We start from the raw sequence: 16175 nt of genomic DNA, 5'->3' as shown, positions 1-16175 counted from the left end.
ATGCTCTAAGAAATCAGGACGGTCGGACAACCCGCAACAATGGTTCCGCCATGCGCGGTGCTGTCACCCATACGCGCGGCAGGTTTTCCGCCGATAAGCACTTTGCTGCTGCCCATCACTACCGAATCCGGTGGCCCGACGCAGACCGCCATCGATCCCATTGTGGCGGCGGGCATCCCGCCGATCAGAACAGTTGGTGTACCCGGTGTTGTTACCGGTCCGCCAACGTGCGGAATGGGCGGCAAACCCGGCGTGACCATCGGGCACACATGCATATCGCCTACTCGGGCAGCGGGTTGAGCCATCAGTTAACACTCCGTGAAGCCAGCCATTCAGCCAGCAGGATTTGCGCGCCGGTGTGCGGCGGGGTATCTGTTGCTATCGCCACACTGAGTAATTTCAATGCGCAGTGCAGCATCAGCCGTGACAAATGGGGTTCGGGATAAACCGCTTCGAACTCTGAGGCCGTCATACTGCCCTTCATCCAGAACAGCGATAAACCTAGGGCACCGGCCGGAGTATCAAATCCCAGCAATTCGGCCTGCTGGAAAATGCTAAAACGCAGTGCCTCATCGGGTGCGCTCAGCCACTGGCTGATGTCGCTGCTACAGTTTTTCACCGCTGTGTCCTGCGATCCGGCGCGACTTAACACCTGTTGCAATGTCCAGGCCATCAGTTTTTCTTGTGGCTCTTGCGCCGCCAGGCAGGCCAGTGCATCTTCCCATTGCCCTGCCTGCATCAGACGCATGGCATTTTCAGCGGTACTTTGCAGCGGGTTATGCGTTGCGAGCGCCTCTGGCGAGAGTAATTTGTCTTTCATTTTATGTTTGTCCTCAGCCAATCATCGTCACGCCGCCCTTGATCTGGGTCATACCACTACCCTGAACAGTGACCATTGCGCCTTTAAGTTCTGCCGTCCCCTTGCCCTCGATTTTGATCGTGGTTCCGCTGAGCGTAATACCGGAAGGAGAAATAGAGATTTTGCTGCTGCCAACTTTGAATTCGATCGTCTGGGTGGATTCAATGACGCAGGCTTTATCCGCTTTAACGGAACTCCCGCCCCCACTGATTTTTAACTGATGATCGCCACCGCTCAGGCTTTCCTGCAGGTTGCCTTTTATGTCCAGGCTGTAATCCCCCTGTTTAAGCGTCAGGGATTGGTTGCCCTTTGTTATTTCGGTGGTGCGGTTTTCACCGATGGTTTCCGTGACATTTTTAGCAATGTCGGAAATCACATCGTTTTTTACCGTCAGCAACAGATCGCGTTGCGAGGTGATGATCAGCCGTTCTGCGCCTTTTTTATCGTCAAAGCGCAATGCATGCCCTTCTTCTACACTGGCGTTAAGCGAACTGCGTGACACGAATCCGGCGTGATTTTTTTCTTCCGGCAAGCTCAGCGGTGGTTTGTTTTGACCATTGAATACCGTACCGGTCACCAGTGGATAATCCGGGTTGCCCTGCACGAAACTGACCGTGACTTCGCTGTTGACGCGAGGCAGGAACACGGCACCAAAGCGCCCGCCAGCCCAGGGTTGTGAAACCCTTACCCAGCAGGAACTGCCGTCGTCGTGTTTGTTTTCCCCGTCCCACGGGAACTGAATTTTGATGCGACCGTATTCGTCTGTATGGATTTCTTCTGATTTGGGACCGACGACGACTGCCGTGAGGATACCTGCGATTTCAGGCTGTTTCGTAAGACACGCGGGACGCCAGGCGAGGCTGTCTTTCAGCACGGTGAGTTCGCAACTGAAATCAGGGCCGCTCTGGTCAATGCTGCTGGAAGCCTGCATATGTACAGACTTAATACGGTAATCGCCCGGGCATGAAGGGTGAGAGCTCAGATGGAATTTATCGCCACAGCCTAGCCACCAGATACTGGCTTCCGCGTAGAACTGCTGGTTGTCTGACTCAAGCTGTTCCATTTTCAGCCGTGCGCCCGATTGCAGCAATTCACGTTTTTCATGGCCATCAGTGTCAACATAGCTGACACCCGGCACCGCATATTCAGCCACCACGGCCTGAGAACCGCCTTCAACACTGGCTGCCTGGACCATGTTAAAACCCTTCAGCAATACGGACGATGCCGCAAGAGAAGAGCACGCCACCCAACTCAGGATCCCGACACCATCACCCCGCCCTGCCTGAGGCATAAAGGGCAGTTCTGCCGTTTTGCCGGTCTGGTGGCTGGAAGGATGATCGGCCAGCACCAAGGTGTGTTGTCCGGCGTCGTGCTGGAAGTAGTAATAAATGCCTTCCTGCTCAAGTAATCGACTGATGAAATCAAAATCGGATTCACGATACTGGATGCAATATTCACGCGGCGTATATGTCCCGCGCAAACGTAAATCAATGTGATTGATATTCTGCTGACGCAGCAGCTTGCAGACTAAATCCGGCACGGTAATATTTTGAAAGACCGCCAGATTTCGTCCCAGGCGCAACAGCGCCATACGCGGCTCCAGCGTACCGGTGAAAGTGCTGAGGCCATCGGTATTGTTGTCTTCTTTGATGTTCGTCAGCACACCGTGAACGTACCGTTTTTGATTGCCACGACCAATCTCGCAGGCAATTTCATGCCCGAGAAAACGGCCCATCTGACCGGTAATTAACGATGTACGAAACTGAATCTGATAGCGGAAGGTGTCAGAAAACTGCTCATCCCCTTCGATATGCATCAACGTTAGTTGATCCGCAGCGTTCCCGACAAAGCGGATAAACCGGTTGTCTTGCCCCAGTAAGTTTGACATGTTTTATTTTCCTTCCCGGCAGACGGGTAAACGAATTTTATGCAGCTCAGCCGCCGGAGAAGTACCAAGGCAAATATCCAGCCCGAGTTGCCCGTTCCCCAATGGCGTAACTACGTTTGATTTATTCTCAATAAGCAGGTCGATGTCGAAATCCAGTCCCTCACCGACATATTCGCGAATATGCGACCATAACTTTTGGTAATGCTTTCCCTTTGGTAAAAACTGACCTGCGTTATGCATCGGCACCGGCCCCATAGTGACCGTAAAATGTGCCTGCCGGTCCCAGTAGACACCGCCCAACATCGGGGCGACAGCCAGCGGTTGAGCCGGATTCCCCAGACAGCAACAAAGCTCAGGTTCCATCGTTTGCCATCCGCCGGTGAAAGGCGTGACTTTCACGCCGACCGAGAAACAGTGCTTAAGCCAGGTTTCAAAGTTGAGCATGGAGCGGACTGAATGCGCAAAAAGGTCGGCAAATTGCTCCTGCTGTAATGAAGGCGAGCTGTTTGTTACGCCGGATAACGCACGCAGCGCGGTACTTAGCGGCCGTGTTACGCAAAATTCTGCCATCGCGTAGTAGTGATATTTCTGCCAGGCGAGATAGCGCAGGCTATGTAACCGGTGATTGAAAATATCGAGGAAAGCCTTGGCGGTCACATCCCCGTGCCGGTAGTAACGCTCAATCATCCATTCGGTATACACCGTCGGTAATGCGCCCAGTGTTCCCGTCAGCCCGTGTCCTGACACTTCAACCTGCCAGCGCTGCTCTTCGAGCGGTGTCACTGCGGTAATTTCACCTCTCGGCGCATCCAGCGAGAGCGGCGAAACGAAATAAAGCTGTTCTTCGAGCACCTGCTTGCTGTCAGTCCCCTGCCCGCGTGTCAGCCTGCGCAACATGGTGCGCACCTGCTGGAAAAAGTTATGTGGGCTGAGAATTTTATTCAGATCCATAACAGTCGTCCCGCGCGAACGGGCCAGGTGCATGCTGTTTCATCGCGGCCATCGATACAGGTCACTACGCGGGTAAAGCTGTTGACTGGGGAATACAGCGCCAGGAAGCAGTCGATAAACCGGCAAAGCAAAAAATACTCAACCTCTTCGGCAGCCTCACCGGCAAAGGTCATACGAATTTCAATGCCGCGCGCCATTGAACGGGGATCCTGTGGGTTCAGGCGGGCGACAACGGGGCTGGCACTGACGCTTTTAATCAGATTAATCAGACGGCTAATGCCCGGATTATCCGTAAAGTTGTACAACGCCAGCGACTCTTTGAGCACGCGTGCGCCTTCCGGCCCACTGATCAGCATATGATTGAGCGAAAGCTGAGAAATAAGACGCCAGCGAGTAGCCTGTTTCACCGGTGGTCTGACCGGCAGCGTCGGGCGTGTCAGCGCGATAATTTTCATGCCCGCAATCGGTAGTTCTGATTCAAAATCGCCGTCAGGATCGCCATTACGCATAGCGGCGGGCACATCCCGGTTGGTGCAGGACAGATTCAGACTGACAATATCGCAGCCGGGCACCAGCGGTTTTTCTCCGCGGTCAGAAAAGGCGATAAACAACGTGGACGCCACGCCCTCATTGAGCAGGGTTTCACGACGCATGCATTGCCAGAAAAGCCCGGACTCACCGTCGCTGGCCGAATGATCCAGCCCGAACAGCGGATAGATGGGACGGGAGCGTGTTTCATTGCCCTGCTTACGCATCGCACTGACGCTGTCCACAGACCAGACTTCCATCGCATCCTGATAACGGATGTCCGGGATCACAGGATATTCAGCGGTTTCATGGTCAGGCGAAATCGGCTCAGCACGGTGTGCGAACAGGTTAATGGCCGGGGTGCAATTGAGCAGGAACAGATTCTCATCCACCGTACCAGCTATCTTTTCTAGCTGGCGCGCCATCGCGCAGCGGTTAAATTTCACCACCAGTGACAATTCTGTTTGTCCGCCAGCGACCATTGCCGCCGGCAGTGGAATATCAATAAAATGAAACTTTTGCGGAAAGAAAAAATAGTCCTGCAACAAACTGTGCGTCGGCGAAACCCGTGAGTCCCCTGACAACAATCCTTCATCTTCGCCAAAGCCCACGGCATGTATCGCCTGCGGCGACAAGGTATGACAGTGGTCTTGCGCAAAAACAGACAGGCTCTCCACTTCACTGCACAGCAAGGTATATAAGATGTTTACGATGGTGCTGGCACCACGCAGATGGATCCTCAGCGTCTCCGCCGTCAGCGTAGCGCCAGGCCAGACTGACAGCTGCATTTTCAGACTCCAGCTCATGTCATCATCATCGAGATGCAGACTGGCTTTGTGCAGACTGACCGGCTGGAGTGTCACCGGATAGGTGGTGCGGAAACGACAAATCTGCCCGTTGACCGGACGGGAATATAACGCGGTACCGGCGTCGATACGGTTACTGGCCGTCAGCGCACTCACCTTACTATCCGGCAACATTTGCACGATGCACACCGAAGGAAAAGGACGCAGAAACTGCGGAGCCAGAACGGTCAGTAATGCATCGGTGACTTCCGGCATATCCTCATCGAGCCGCTGCTGGATTTGGGCGGTAACCAGGGCAAAAGATTCGATCATTCGCTCAATATGCGGATCTTCTGAGGTACCTTCTGACATGCCCAAACGTCTGGCGACCTTGGGAAAATGGCGTGCGAAGGCCTTTCCCTGCGTTTTCAGGTAAGCGAGTTCATTCTGATAATAAGAAATTAATTTTTTCGCTAACATAATTCATACCTGTCATTCACGCAGAGAGAATTGACTAATTACATCGTCCCATATAAGCCGGTAGCGAACTTCACCAGTAAAAGTCTCAGCATCAATGATGAATGAACATAAACTTCCTTGCTCATTTCCTGGCGTAACGCTGATATTTTTCAACCTCGGCTCAAAGCGTTGCAATGCAATTTCAATACGTGACTGCATAATGGCATTACGCTCAAGACGAGGTGTATCACTGGCAAATACATCACTCACACCATAATTAAGAATGGATTCATTAATTAATGGCGTTTTATCAATTCGATAACTTCTGGGGCGTGAAGACAAAAGCAGCAATATCTCTTCAATTAACATGCTGCTTTTGTCTTCGGCCACATCAGGACAATTTTGGTCTTTCGGATTATCATCAGACAATTGCTGTAATAAACTTTTCATTAAGACACCGTGAAACAGTGCATGCCGAAACATGCACTGATGATTTGAAAAATTACAGCTTGGTATTCTCAACCAAATTCCAGCCCACAGGACCTTGTTTGCTGGTTTTACCGTCTGGCTCAACCATATTGGTTTCGAATGTCATCTGACCAAAGACGAAGCTCAGATTTTCACTCGGCACTTCACCTTCAGAGTAAGCAGCAAAGTTGTAGCTAGTCAGCACACAGTTTTTGTAGGTCAGTTTCAACGCCTGAACCATTTTCTCGCCCTGGAACAATGCTTTAACAATGGAAACTTGTTTAAGATTGGTGCCCTGAGCAACCATATTAGCCAGTTGCGTTGAAGTGGTGTCCATTACTTTTGAGAATGAAATCGCATCAAAATTCACGCCATCGCTGTTTACCTGACCGCTGGCATTATCGATTTTTGCAGAGCAATATACACCGAAGTTCATATTCTCAACAGCAATCCAACCCTCAAAACCTTTATTACTTACGGTGCCTTTAACGCCTTCAATTTGCATAAAAAGGGATTCAGTAGCCATGGTATTTCCTTATAGTGTTGATTAAATATTTATGCACCGGTTGATGCAGGGAGTTCCGCTACCAGACGCAGCGACATGCTGAGACCTTCAAGCTGGAAATGCGGTTTCAAATACGCAACGGCGCGATAACTGCCTGGTGAACCTGGGACATCAACAACTTCCACAACTGCCTCACGCAATGGATGACTGGCTTTAATTGTTGGCCCTACATTGTCGGAACCCACCACATATTGGTTGATCCAATTCTGCAGAAAATGCTGGCATTCAGATTTGGACATAAAACTGCCCACTTTATCGCGCACGATGGATTTTAAATAATGAGCAAAGCGCGACGTTGTCATAATATATTGCAACTGACTGGACAATTTAGCATTCGCATTAGCCAGTTCAGAATCATATTTGCGCGGTTTATTTGTTGATTGCACAGCGAAGAACGCCGCATAATCCGTGCCTTTGCAATAAACCAACGGAATAAAGCCCAGATCGGCTAATTCTTTTTCGCGACGATCGGAAATCGCCACTTCAGTCGGGCATTGCATGACTTTTTCGCCAGTTTGCGAAATATAATTATAGGTCGGCAAGGATTTGACCAGACCACCGCCTTCGACACCGCGGATCGCAGCGCACCAGCCATGTTCTTCAAAAGCTTCGACCATACGGCCCGCTAATTCATACGCGGCGTTCACCCATAGGTAACTTGCACCGTCATTGTTTTCTGCAATTTTTTCTTCGAAATTGAAGGCTTCTACAGACACGGTTTTAGCGCCATAAGGCAGGCGCCCGATAACACGCGGCAGTGTTAAGCCAACATAACGGGAATCGTCGCTCTGGCGGAATGACTTCCAGCGGGCATAATCAGAGGTATCAAATAACTTGCCCAGATCACGCGGACGTGGCATCTCAGAATACGACCCCATACCGAACATGCCTGGATTCGCGGCACTCAGGAAAGGTGCATGTGCTGCGGCAGCAACATGAGAAATCTGTTCCAGTAATTGCAGGTCTTCCGGCATGGAATCAAATTCAAAATCACCGACAAAAGCAGAATAAGGGTCGCCACCAAAGGTGCCGTATTCGCTTTCATAAATGCTTTTAAATAAGGAAGACTGATCAAAATCGGAGGCCGATTTAAAATCACGCAGCAACTCTTTCTTCGTGCAGTTAAAAACGCGCACTTTGGTATTTTCTGTCACGCTGCTTTGCACCAGTTTGTGCAGACCGCGCCAGGAGGATTCCATACGCTGAAATTCCGGCGCCTGGATAATTTTGCTGACCTGAGAAGATAACAATTCATCAATGGCGGCAATGCGGGCTTCAATGCTTCCCACCAGATCATTAGACACAATGACCGCACCGGATGCCACTTCAGACAGGAAGTTATCCAGCTGCGTTTTCACTTTATGGCGGTCAGATTCCCGGCGAATAGCCTGGGTATTATCGATGATCTGATCAAGATAATCGCTTGATTGCTCAGCCGGTGCTGAGGTATTCATGACCTGAATATCACTCATTCAGCGTCTCCTTTTGCAGGGTCGGCGTCTTTATTCAGGCTCTCAAGCAATTCAACCAACTGTTCTTTCAGGCGATCATTGCTGGCTGTCCGGTTACGTAAATCGCTCAATTGTTCACGTAATTCAAGCAGTTTGCGCAGAGGCTCAACTTGCATGGCCACATTCTCAGGCGAGAAGTCATCCATACAGTTAAATTCCAGCGAAACGGCCATCTGACCTTCTTTTTCCGGTAATGTGCTTTCGACAAGCATGTCAATTGCCGGGCTCATGCCTTCCATCACATTGTTAAAGTTGTCTTTATCAATATGTGTGAAACGACGATCGCGCAGAGACATTTCATCTTTGGCAAAATCACCAATAACGCCCATGACTAAAGGCAATTCTTTTTTGGATTCAGCTCCGCCAACTTCCACGTCATAGGTTATTTGAACGCGAGGAGGGCGAGCTTTGCTAAGTTTATGTTGTGTATTGCTCACAGATAAATCACCATAATAGAGGGGAGGTAATTAAAATACAGCGACAAGGATAGACAATTGTTTTTTCTTTTTAAATCTCTTTCTTCTTACTAATATATTAACTTTATTTAACTAAAAATTAATCAATGAAATCATGATATTATAAATACATTACATTTGTTTACTTATGAAAGGTACACATTTATTGAAATACCCCCCTCTATTAAATAAATATAAAGTCATATAACACCATAATATGTAGATATTTTAATTTCCTAAAAATAATATCTTCTAACACTTTATTTTGTGTGCAGTTTGCACAGGGCAATTGTTTACTGTCTAAAATAGCTCGAATAAATTTCAGGCTTCATAATTTTATCGTCTTCCGGTCGGACGGCGATTGCATGTCAGCAACCAGATGTAAGCCGGAACATTAAATTTTCTGTCCGCACAGGCAGATAGGATTTTCTTCATCTGACAGGCTTGATCCGTGCCCCCTCAGCGTGAATACTGTATATAAAACCAGTATCGCGAGAAATGAGTATGATTTTGTACACACCCGCAGAACATCTGCAAAAAATCACCCTGCCGTTATTCCTGGATCGCGTGCCTTGCGGCTTTCCGTCTCCGGCGCAGGATTACGTGGAGTCGCGTATCGATCTGAACAAGCTGCTGATTGCCCATCCCAGCGCGACCTATTTTATCCGTGTTTCCGGCCATTCGATGAGCGATGCCAACGTCAATGAAGGCGATTTGCTGGTGGTAGACAGCGCCCTGACAGCGGTTGACGGCGATATCGTGGTGGCGGCGGTGGACGGTGAATTCACTGTGAAGAAACTGCGGACTCATCCGGTGCTGCAACTGGTGCCAATGAATCCGAATTATCAGCCGATCACTTTTCAGGATGAAGAGTCACTGGAGATATTTGGCGTAGTGACGTTTATTGTTTACGCCGCACGATGAGTAAGCGCGAGCTTTTGCGGATGAGATTCCGTGAATAAAACCGGCTCGCGATAAATCGTTATGATGATTGATGTTTTTCATTCCTGCCGATGCCATTTTCAGCAATTTGCGGGCATTTCAGCCAAATATAGCCTGTGCTAACATTCTTAACCAATACTATAACACATTGAAAATTATGGTTTTTTTATTTTAAGTTCTGTGGCAAACTGCGCGCATCTTTTAATAAACAGCCTTTTTTCTTCATGAAGGCCTGACTGGTCTGTTTTATGCAACTTTACACAATCCTCATTCTGGCGTTCGGCATGTCCATGGATGCGTTCGCAGCAGCAATCGGCAAAGGCGCAGCACTGCACCGTCCGCCGTTTAAAGAGGCATTACGTACCGGACTCATTTTTGGTGTGATCGAAGCGATTACGCCGGTCATCGGCTGGGGTATTGGTCTGGCGGCCAGCCAGTTTATTATGAGCTGGGATCACTGGGTGGCGTTCACCCTGCTGCTGATCCTCGGTATTCGTATGATTGTGGAAGCCTTTAAAAAAGATACCGCAGAAGAGACAGAAGCACCGCGTCGCCACGGCTTCTGGCTGCTGGTCACCACCGCCGTCGCGACCAGTCTGGATGCAATGGCCGTCGGCGTCGGGCTGGCGTTCCTTCAGGTGAATATTGTGGTGATGGCACTGACCATTGGCGCGGCTACCACCATTATGGCGACGTCCGGTATGTTGCTGGGCCGTTTTCTCGGTGCGGCGATCGGTAAATGGGCGGAAATCCTCGGTGGCGTGGTACTGATTGGCATCGGCACGTCGATTCTGGTCGAACATCTGGGATTGCTGGGCTGAGCGTGGGGCGTTATCTAAAGCTCCATTGCACGGTGATCACAAAAACTGAAGGGATAATAATCCCGCTTTCAACGCCGAAATAATCAGTGAAGTTGTATTGAATGGCGTGATAAATATACGGTGAAAAACCAATGCCGGTGACTTTCTTGAAATCGGCATAAGATCCATCATCGCCGCAGTGTTTGAAGGCATCAAAAAAGAACTCGCCAGTGTAACCGTACACGCCTTTGAACACCCAACCCGTGTTGCTCTCCGCCCAGTCGCGTCGCATCCCTATGGCGATACAGCGGTCATCAAAGCTGTTTTTCATCGTCCCGACTAACACGCTATACTTTGAATCTTCAGAAAATTTTCTCTCAACCGAGTAGAAATCGTTATCAAATTTCTCAGTATATTGCCCGTGGTTACCGGTCAGGTGATAAACGAAGGATCCGGTGTTAATCGAATATAAGTTTAATTGATCTGCCTGGCTCGCAGGCAGAGCTACTAATAACGGCAAGCATGAAAGCCCGAAAGTTTTTTTAAGCACGTCAGCCACCGCCTTAATGAAAAAACAGTATTGAAAATCGAACAGCATCAGCCTGAATTTGAGTATAGACGCAGTGAATAAAAAGAATATCAGGAGGAGAACCGAAAGGTATTTTCGGTATATAGGGAGGCGTTATCACATTGAAAAAACACTATTTATGTCAGAACCTTATCGGAAGCTCCACTGGATACTGGTTGCAAAAATATCAGGCGCAATAATCCCCGCTTCAACGCCGAAGAAAGTGGTCGGGTTGTACTGGAGCGCGTGGTAGATGTAAGGCGAAAAACCAATGCCGGTGACTTTTTTAAAATCATGATATGACCCGTGATTGCCGCAGTCACTGAACGCTTTTGCAAAGAACTCACCGGTGTAGGCATAGACCCCTTTTATCATCCACCTGGAATTGATTTCGTGTAAATCCCTTCTCATACCCACCGACAAACAACGATCGTTAAAACTGTTTTTCATCGTGCCCACCAGCATACTGTTCTTCGACTCCTGAGAGAATTTACGCTCAACGGAAAAGAACTTATTCTTGAAAATTTCGTTATAGTCCCCGACATTACCCGTCATATGATAAACAAATGAACCGGTATTGATTGAGTATAAACTCAGTTCGCTGGCATCATTTTTAGCCGCACCTGGCCCCGTAAAGGCCAGAAGCCATAAAAGATTTACCCGGTTAACTCTACGCATAAGATGATTATTCCAGCCTCAGATAATGTATTGAACCACCGGAAAAATTCGTACCTGTTACCGATGAACTGAATTTATTTAATATCTCTTCAGTGTGTATAAAGGATATTTTTAATACTATTATTCTGAGGTGGGAAAACTAAATAAGAGTTAAACAAGGCCGGTCTATACCTTTATTAAGGTAAATGTTATTTATGAGCTTTGGATAAATATATTCTTCATGGGTAATAGTCGTGGATTATATTATGGTTGTGTTAATTATTCGTGTTTTCAAATAGCCATCGCCATCAGCACCGCCAGCAGCAAGATGACACAAATCCGGGCATGCAAAACATCAGGAACCGCAGGGATACACAGGCGGGTAAAGAGCATGCCGGAAAAGCCTGACGCCGTGATACGACAACGGCTCGTCGTTTTCCACCATGTTTCGCCGCGTGACCGGTCAGCCGCCCTCGTCTTATCATCCGGCAGCGACATCGCAGACAGCACAACGCTCAGAGTGACGTTTCGCGGCGCAGATTATCCTCACGTACAAAATCAATAAACGCCTGTAAAGGCGCGGGGATCAGACGGCGATCGTTGTAATAAAGCCACGGACCGGAAAAAGACAGCCACCATGGCTGCAACAGGGGCTCGAGTTTTCCGCTGGTGATAGCGGGGCGCAGCCACTCTTCAAACAGATAAATGATCCCCGCTCCTGCAATCGCCGCTTCCACCGCCAGATCGACCGCGCCACCCACGCTAACTACCAGCGGACCGCTCACCTGCACGCTGAGGGTTTCGCCTTCCCGCTCGAATTCCCAGTCAGGCATGATGCCGCTGGCATAACGCCCGCGCAGACAGCGATGCGGGATCAGATCCCGCGGATGCGACGGCCTGCCGTGGACATCAAGATATGCCGGTGACGCGGCGGCGGCGTAGCGCTGAATACGCGGACCAATGGGGATCGCCACCATATCCTGCTCCAGACGTTCGTCATAACGGATACCGGCATCGCAGCCATCTCGAAACACATCCTGCACATTACTTTCGGCGATGATTTCCAGCTGGATATCGGGATAGCGCTGCAGAAATTCCGGCACTAAAGCAGGTAAAACCAGCCGCGTGGCGCTGACTGGCACATTCAGACGCAATATGCCGCCGGGCGTGTGGCGATAACGGTTGAGCGCATCCAGTGCGGCATTCACTTCATTCATGGCGGGCAGCAGTCGCTCAATCAGCGCCCTGCCGGCTTCGGTCAGAACCACCGTGCGCGTAGTGCGGTGAAATAACCGGATGCCCAGTTGTTGTTCGGCGCGGCGTACCGCATCGCTGAGCCGTGATGCATTACTGCCGGTAACCCGCGCCGCCTCGCGAAATCCCCCGGCTTTTGCCACCTCAACCACTGCGTGCAACAGGGCGATATCCATCGGCATTGTGCGTAGCCTCGTACAGTTTATCCTGATTTCACCGGATAGTTGCACAGCCAGCGCAACGCTACAATCATTGAACACACATAAAGGAGAGTCCCATGTCACAACCCTCAATGACTTATCGTCTCGGCGACCGCGAAGTGGCACGTTTAGGTTACGGTGCCATGCAGCTGGCAGGTCCGGGTGTTTTTGGTCCGGTAAAAGATGAAGCCCGCGCCATTCAGGTATTGCGCGATGCGGTGGCGAGCGGTGTGAATCATATCGATACCAGTGATTTCTACGGTCCGCATGAAACCAATAAGCTGATCAAAAAAGCCCTGCATCCTTACGCTGAACAATCTGTGTATCGTCACCAAAGTCGGTGCGCGCCGGGATGAGAAAGGCGGCTGGTTAACGGCATTTACGCCACAGGAACTGGTCAGTGCGGTGGAAGATAACCTGCGCAATCTGGGGCTTGAGGCAATGGAAGTGGTGAATCTGCGCAGTATGCTGGATACCCATCAGCCGAAAGAAGGATCGCTCGAACCGCAGCTGGAGGCGATGATTAAGCTGAAAGAACGCGGACTGGTTCGTCATATTGGCCTGAGCAATGTCACGGCAAAACAGGTCGAGGACGCGCAGAAACTGACGCCGATTGTCTGCGTGCAGAATATGTATAACCTGGCCAACCGCCATGACGATGCGCTGGTGGATCGGCTGGCGGATCAGAGCATCGCCTACGTGCCTTTCTTCCCGCTCGGCGGATTTTCCCCGCTGCAGTCAACGCAACTCGATGAAGTCGCCGCTGACTTACAGGCCACACCAATGCAGGTCGCGCTGGCCTGGTTGCTCAGACGTTCACCGAATATTTTGCTGATCCCCGGCACGTCATCACCGGAACATTTGCAGGAAAACCTGGCCAGCGCACGGCTGAATTTATCTGATGAGGTGATGGAAAAACTGAACGGAATGAACTGAGGATCTTCTGAACTGAGTCCTCAGCATCGAGGACTCAGGATTTAAAATATCAGCGTTACGGTGACTGCCTGCGCTTCCACTCATCGGCCACGTCGCCCAGCGTTTTTGGCACTCCATTGCGTATCCAGGCCATAAAATCACGATCGAAGCGAAAATCCTCCCCGCACTGTTCAGTCAGGAAACGACGAACATTCTGGGTGTTTCTGTAATGCTTATCCACAAGCGTGGTACGTGTCAGTAAGGCGCTGTGCCAGTCGACTTTCATCTTTCCAGTTCCTGTAAATGCATAAAGGGCAAAGCTCATACAGCGTAGATGAGACGCCCGCCCTTTTCTATATATCTCCAGGCAGCCTGTTGAATGACTCAGTGACCGTGAACCGTTAATCCCACCAGCCGGATAACCACCGGACGGACAACGAGTATGCAGACAAAGGCCGCGGGCATAGCAACCTGATAAGCATTCATCACATTTTCCATGTAATGAGGCCCCATGCCAAATTCAGCCAGAGTGATCACCAGACTCATCAGAAACGCCATAATGGTCGCCATGTACAGCGCAAAAATGTAGGGGGAAGTACGTTTAGGAAAGCGAATACGTGGGATATTTTTAGTCACTGCGTCAGTCATCGGGTTATCCTGTTTAACGGAGGTTTGCGAAACAGCGGATAAACTAACAAGCTAGCCATGACGGTAGTAGAGCGGCTGTGCTTTAATCATTATTAATAAAAAGTGACGAATCGGGCACGGGAGAGACTATGGATGTGTTAGGGCTGATCAGCAATTTTATCCGCGTAGTGGAACACGGCAGTATCGCCGCGGCAGCACGCGGTAAAGGGATGAGTCCGGCGGCGGTGAGCCAGAGCCTGTCGCGACTTGAGACACATCTGGGCGTACGCCTGATATCGCGCACCACCCGGAGCATGACACTAACCGAAAGTGGTAAACGCTATTTCGAGAAAGTCCGTCATATTCCCCATGATATTGATCTCGCTTCGCAGGCTGCTGCGCTTGAAACCAAACCACAAGGGACGCTGTGCATCGCCACGACTGCCGCCTTTGGCCGGTATGTCATCGCACCACTGATGCCAGCGTTCAAAGCGTCATTTCCCGATATTGATGTCGAACTGATCAGCACCGATCGCAACGTTGACCACCGGCTGGAAGGCATAGACGTCAGTATCCGCATTGAGGCACAACTAAACGATCAACTGATTGCCAGAAAAATCGCCTCTTTGCCGTTTATATTCTGCGCCGCCCCCGCTTATCTGGCGCGCGCAGGCATCCCGCAGACTCCTGAAGAACTGAGCCGGCACGCCTGCCTGGTTTTTCGTTATCCCACCGACGGACGTTTTCTGCCCTGGACATTTAAGATTAACGGGCAACCCGTTAATGCGAAACTCAATCCGCAATTCATCAGCGATGACATTGATATTATTGCCAAAATAGCAGAGAACGGCGGCGGTATCGCGCGGCTGGCAAGCTTTATCGCCCAGCCGTTGATTGATAGCGGACGGCTCATGCCTTTGTTCTGCGACAGCGATGCAGAGTCCCTGCCGATGAATATCTATGCCTGCGTCAACGAACGCTCGGCACTGAATTCAAAAGTCAGAGCCTTTATTGAGTTTTTAGAAACGGGGATGTAAGAGGCCGGACACCCTGTAGATCTCAGAAATGACCTGCATCGTTGCGTCTTCTATCGTTCCTTCATTGCGGCATAATACCCAGTCATGATGTGCAACTTCTCGCTCGAACGCCGTGGTACAAGCGACATGCTCTTCCAGCTTAGAAATCACCGTACTTCCCAGCCCGCGTGACCGCGACGCGGCCCTTGCCCAGGAAATTTCAGGCGCAGTCACCACCCCGACATGCAGGTCTGGCGTTCTCACCTTTCGTTCAATGTTAAGCTGTAAAATCTCTGCAAAAGGGAGCATCCGGCGAAATGCGGCATCCGACGGATACCAGCGATCCATCAGGATAATGCAGTCCGCTGGCTGCTTAGTTAGCACATGTTCAGAAATCCAGGCACGGCTATCAGCAAGGCGCTTACAAACCTCTAATTCCAAATCCAGAGTGGGATTTCGGGCGAACTTGTTAACAAGAGCCATTGTTTCGCCCCTGTATGGATCGCTTTTTTTCTCGCAAAGGCGGACCACCTTCTTGTTGTCTGCCCTTAATACTTTCGTAATGGCTTCCAGCAGTGTGGTTTTACCGACACCCTTGGGCCCATCCAGAGAAACAAACAATTGATGACTCATTCTTCAGATGACGATTGATACACGTTTTTTATAAAGCTTGTCGCTGGCAAAAGCATCTTACTTTCCCTATGTTCCGTCCTGTGTGAGGCAGTTT

The 16175-nt window shown here is 50.1% G+C and carries 18 protein-coding genes and 2 pseudogenes; 5 read left to right on the top strand and 15 right to left on the bottom strand.

Features of this window, described 5'->3' with window-relative positions; all coding sequences use genetic code 11:
• Window positions 1–5: 5 nt before the first annotated feature.
• From UC15_RS00310 to tssB, 9 genes are read right to left on the bottom strand one after another with little or no spacing between them, the layout of a single operon-like run.
• Window positions 6–305: a PAAR domain-containing protein gene (locus UC15_RS00310; protein WP_112286583.1), complete on the bottom strand. Its 300-nt coding sequence runs from the start codon at window positions 303–305 to the stop codon at window positions 6–8.
• A complete protein-coding gene (locus UC15_RS00305; protein WP_112286582.1) occupies window positions 305–820 on the bottom strand; it encodes a hypothetical protein in 516 nt (171 codons plus the stop codon). The genes UC15_RS00310 and UC15_RS00305 overlap by 1 nt, the downstream gene beginning before the upstream one ends.
• Window positions 821–833: 13 nt before the next feature.
• The gene (locus tag UC15_RS00300; RefSeq protein ID WP_112286581.1) at window positions 834–2747 is read right to left on the bottom strand and encodes a type VI secretion system Vgr family protein; all 1914 of its coding nucleotides are present in this window, start codon (window positions 2745–2747) and stop codon (window positions 834–836) included.
• Between the two features lie 3 nt (window positions 2748–2750).
• The gene (gene tssG / locus UC15_RS00295) at window positions 2751–3698 is read right to left on the bottom strand and encodes a type VI secretion system baseplate subunit TssG (RefSeq protein ID WP_112286580.1); all 948 of its coding nucleotides are present in this window, start codon (window positions 3696–3698) and stop codon (window positions 2751–2753) included.
• Complete coding sequence (tssF, locus tag UC15_RS00290; protein ID WP_112286579.1) at window positions 3689–5491, bottom strand: type VI secretion system baseplate subunit TssF; 1803 nt, start codon at window positions 5489–5491, stop codon at window positions 3689–3691. The genes tssG and tssF overlap by 10 nt, the downstream gene beginning before the upstream one ends.
• 12 nt (window positions 5492–5503) lie before the next feature.
• The gene (locus UC15_RS00285) at window positions 5504–5920 is read right to left on the bottom strand and encodes a GPW/gp25 family protein (RefSeq protein ID WP_112286578.1); all 417 of its coding nucleotides are present in this window, start codon (window positions 5918–5920) and stop codon (window positions 5504–5506) included.
• Between the two features lie 52 nt (window positions 5921–5972).
• Entirely contained in the window at window positions 5973–6464 is a 492-nt protein-coding gene (locus tag UC15_RS00280) for a type VI secretion system tube protein Hcp (protein WP_112286577.1), read from the bottom strand.
• A 29-nt stretch (window positions 6465–6493) separates the two neighbouring features.
• Window positions 6494–7975 (bottom strand): type VI secretion system contractile sheath large subunit, encoded by a 1482-nt coding sequence (gene tssC, locus UC15_RS00275; protein ID WP_112286576.1) that lies wholly within the window; start codon window positions 7973–7975, stop codon window positions 6494–6496.
• Window positions 7972–8451, bottom strand: coding sequence for a type VI secretion system contractile sheath small subunit (gene tssB, locus UC15_RS00270; protein WP_112286575.1), 480 nt, complete (start codon window positions 8449–8451; stop codon window positions 7972–7974). Before tssB ends, tssC begins: the two co-directional genes overlap by 4 nt.
• Before the next feature lie 522 nt (window positions 8452–8973).
• On the opposite strand from tssB, the gene umuD reads away from it, so the two are divergent.
• Both umuD and mntP read left to right on the top strand, forming a co-directional pair.
• Window positions 8974–9393 (top strand): translesion error-prone DNA polymerase V autoproteolytic subunit, encoded by a 420-nt coding sequence (gene umuD, locus UC15_RS00265; RefSeq protein WP_112286574.1) that lies wholly within the window; start codon window positions 8974–8976, stop codon window positions 9391–9393.
• A gap of 266 nt (window positions 9394–9659) precedes the next feature.
• On the top strand, window positions 9660–10232 hold the full coding sequence (gene mntP / locus UC15_RS00260) for a manganese efflux pump MntP (RefSeq protein ID WP_112286573.1): 573 nt from the start codon (window positions 9660–9662) through the stop codon (window positions 10230–10232).
• A 10-nt stretch (window positions 10233–10242) separates the two neighbouring features.
• Here mntP and UC15_RS00255 read toward each other — a convergent pair whose 3' ends face one another.
• Together UC15_RS00255 and UC15_RS00250 are read right to left on the bottom strand one after the other, a co-directional pair.
• On the bottom strand, window positions 10243–10731 hold the full coding sequence (locus UC15_RS00255; protein WP_112286698.1) for a hypothetical protein: 489 nt from the start codon (window positions 10729–10731) through the stop codon (window positions 10243–10245).
• A 198-nt stretch (window positions 10732–10929) separates the two neighbouring features.
• Window positions 10930–11457 carry a hypothetical protein gene (locus tag UC15_RS00250; RefSeq protein WP_232829776.1) on the bottom strand — a complete coding sequence of 176 codons (528 nt, stop codon included), beginning with the start codon at window positions 11455–11457 and terminating at the stop codon, window positions 10930–10932.
• 395 nt (window positions 11458–11852) lie between these two features.
• Between UC15_RS00250 and UC15_RS00245 the strand changes: the two are divergent.
• Window positions 11853–11960 (top strand): annotated as a pseudogene (locus tag UC15_RS00245) (AraC family transcriptional regulator); the annotation flags it as partial.
• Here UC15_RS00245 and UC15_RS00240 read toward each other — a convergent pair.
• Window positions 11952–12872, bottom strand: a complete 921-nt coding sequence (locus UC15_RS00240) for a LysR family transcriptional regulator (protein ID WP_112286572.1) — start codon at window positions 12870–12872, stop codon at window positions 11952–11954. The pseudogene UC15_RS00245 and the gene UC15_RS00240 sit on opposite strands and share 9 nt — an antisense overlap.
• Before the next feature lie 95 nt (window positions 12873–12967).
• Between UC15_RS00240 and UC15_RS00235 the strand changes: the two are divergent.
• Window positions 12968–13826: pseudogene (locus UC15_RS00235) on the top strand (aldo/keto reductase family oxidoreductase).
• 55 nt (window positions 13827–13881) lie between these two features.
• On the opposite strand, the gene UC15_RS00230 reads toward UC15_RS00235, so the two are convergent.
• A complete protein-coding gene (locus UC15_RS00230) occupies window positions 13882–14091 on the bottom strand; it encodes a DUF6434 domain-containing protein (RefSeq protein WP_112286571.1) in 210 nt (69 codons plus the stop codon).
• Window positions 14092–14189: 98 nt separating this feature from the next.
• A complete protein-coding gene (locus UC15_RS00225) occupies window positions 14190–14453 on the bottom strand; it encodes a DUF2798 domain-containing protein (protein ID WP_112286570.1) in 264 nt (87 codons plus the stop codon).
• Between the two features lie 128 nt (window positions 14454–14581).
• Here UC15_RS00225 and UC15_RS00220 point away from each other — a divergent pair, with 128 nt between their 5' ends.
• The gene (locus UC15_RS00220; RefSeq protein ID WP_112286569.1) at window positions 14582–15469 is read left to right on the top strand and encodes a LysR family transcriptional regulator; all 888 of its coding nucleotides are present in this window, start codon (window positions 14582–14584) and stop codon (window positions 15467–15469) included.
• Here the strand turns inward: UC15_RS00220 and UC15_RS00215 are convergent.
• The gene (locus tag UC15_RS00215) at window positions 15452–16081 is read right to left on the bottom strand and encodes a dTMP kinase (protein WP_112286568.1); all 630 of its coding nucleotides are present in this window, start codon (window positions 16079–16081) and stop codon (window positions 15452–15454) included. The genes UC15_RS00220 and UC15_RS00215 overlap by 18 nt on opposite strands.
• Window positions 16082–16175 lie beyond the last annotated feature (94 nt).

Source organism: Rahnella sp. AN3-3W3, from assembly GCF_003263545.1.
Taxonomy (GTDB): domain Bacteria; phylum Pseudomonadota; class Gammaproteobacteria; order Enterobacterales; family Enterobacteriaceae; genus Rahnella; species Rahnella variigena.
This window is presented reverse-complemented; position numbering and strand designations above follow the sequence as displayed.

What these genes read in the sequence shown, in the direction of transcription:
- UC15_RS00305 (WP_112286582.1), bottom strand. Translation starts at nt 820, where the DNA reads ATGAAAGACAAATTACTCTCGCCAGAGGCGCTCGCAACGCATAACCCG.
- UC15_RS00310 (WP_112286583.1), bottom strand. Translation starts at nt 305, where the DNA reads ATGGCTCAACCCGCTGCCCGAGTAGGCGATATGCATGTGTGCCCGATG.
- UC15_RS00300 (WP_112286581.1), bottom strand. Translation starts at nt 2,747, where the DNA reads ATGTCAAACTTACTGGGGCAAGACAACCGGTTTATCCGCTTTGTCGGG.
- mntP (WP_112286573.1), top strand. Translation starts at nt 9,660, where the DNA reads ATGCAACTTTACACAATCCTCATTCTGGCGTTCGGCATGTCCATGGAT.
- UC15_RS00250 (WP_232829776.1), bottom strand. Translation starts at nt 11,457, where the DNA reads ATGCGTAGAGTTAACCGGGTAAATCTTTTATGGCTTCTGGCCTTTACG.
- UC15_RS00240 (WP_112286572.1), bottom strand. Translation starts at nt 12,872, where the DNA reads ATGCCGATGGATATCGCCCTGTTGCACGCAGTGGTTGAGGTGGCAAAA.
- UC15_RS00225 (WP_112286570.1), bottom strand. Translation starts at nt 14,453, where the DNA reads ATGACTGACGCAGTGACTAAAAATATCCCACGTATTCGCTTTCCTAAA.
- UC15_RS00220 (WP_112286569.1), top strand. Translation starts at nt 14,582, where the DNA reads ATGGATGTGTTAGGGCTGATCAGCAATTTTATCCGCGTAGTGGAACAC.
- tssC (WP_112286576.1), bottom strand. Translation starts at nt 7,975, where the DNA reads ATGAGTGATATTCAGGTCATGAATACCTCAGCACCGGCTGAGCAATCA.
- tssF (WP_112286579.1), bottom strand. Translation starts at nt 5,491, where the DNA reads ATGTTAGCGAAAAAATTAATTTCTTATTATCAGAATGAACTCGCTTAC.
- UC15_RS00230 (WP_112286571.1), bottom strand. Translation starts at nt 14,091, where the DNA reads ATGAAAGTCGACTGGCACAGCGCCTTACTGACACGTACCACGCTTGTG.
- umuD (WP_112286574.1), top strand. Translation starts at nt 8,974, where the DNA reads ATGATTTTGTACACACCCGCAGAACATCTGCAAAAAATCACCCTGCCG.
- UC15_RS00280 (WP_112286577.1), bottom strand. Translation starts at nt 6,464, where the DNA reads ATGGCTACTGAATCCCTTTTTATGCAAATTGAAGGCGTTAAAGGCACC.
- UC15_RS00285 (WP_112286578.1), bottom strand. Translation starts at nt 5,920, where the DNA reads ATGAAAAGTTTATTACAGCAATTGTCTGATGATAATCCGAAAGACCAA.
- UC15_RS00215 (WP_112286568.1), bottom strand. Translation starts at nt 16,081, where the DNA reads ATGAGTCATCAATTGTTTGTTTCTCTGGATGGGCCCAAGGGTGTCGGT.
- tssG (WP_112286580.1), bottom strand. Translation starts at nt 3,698, where the DNA reads ATGGATCTGAATAAAATTCTCAGCCCACATAACTTTTTCCAGCAGGTG.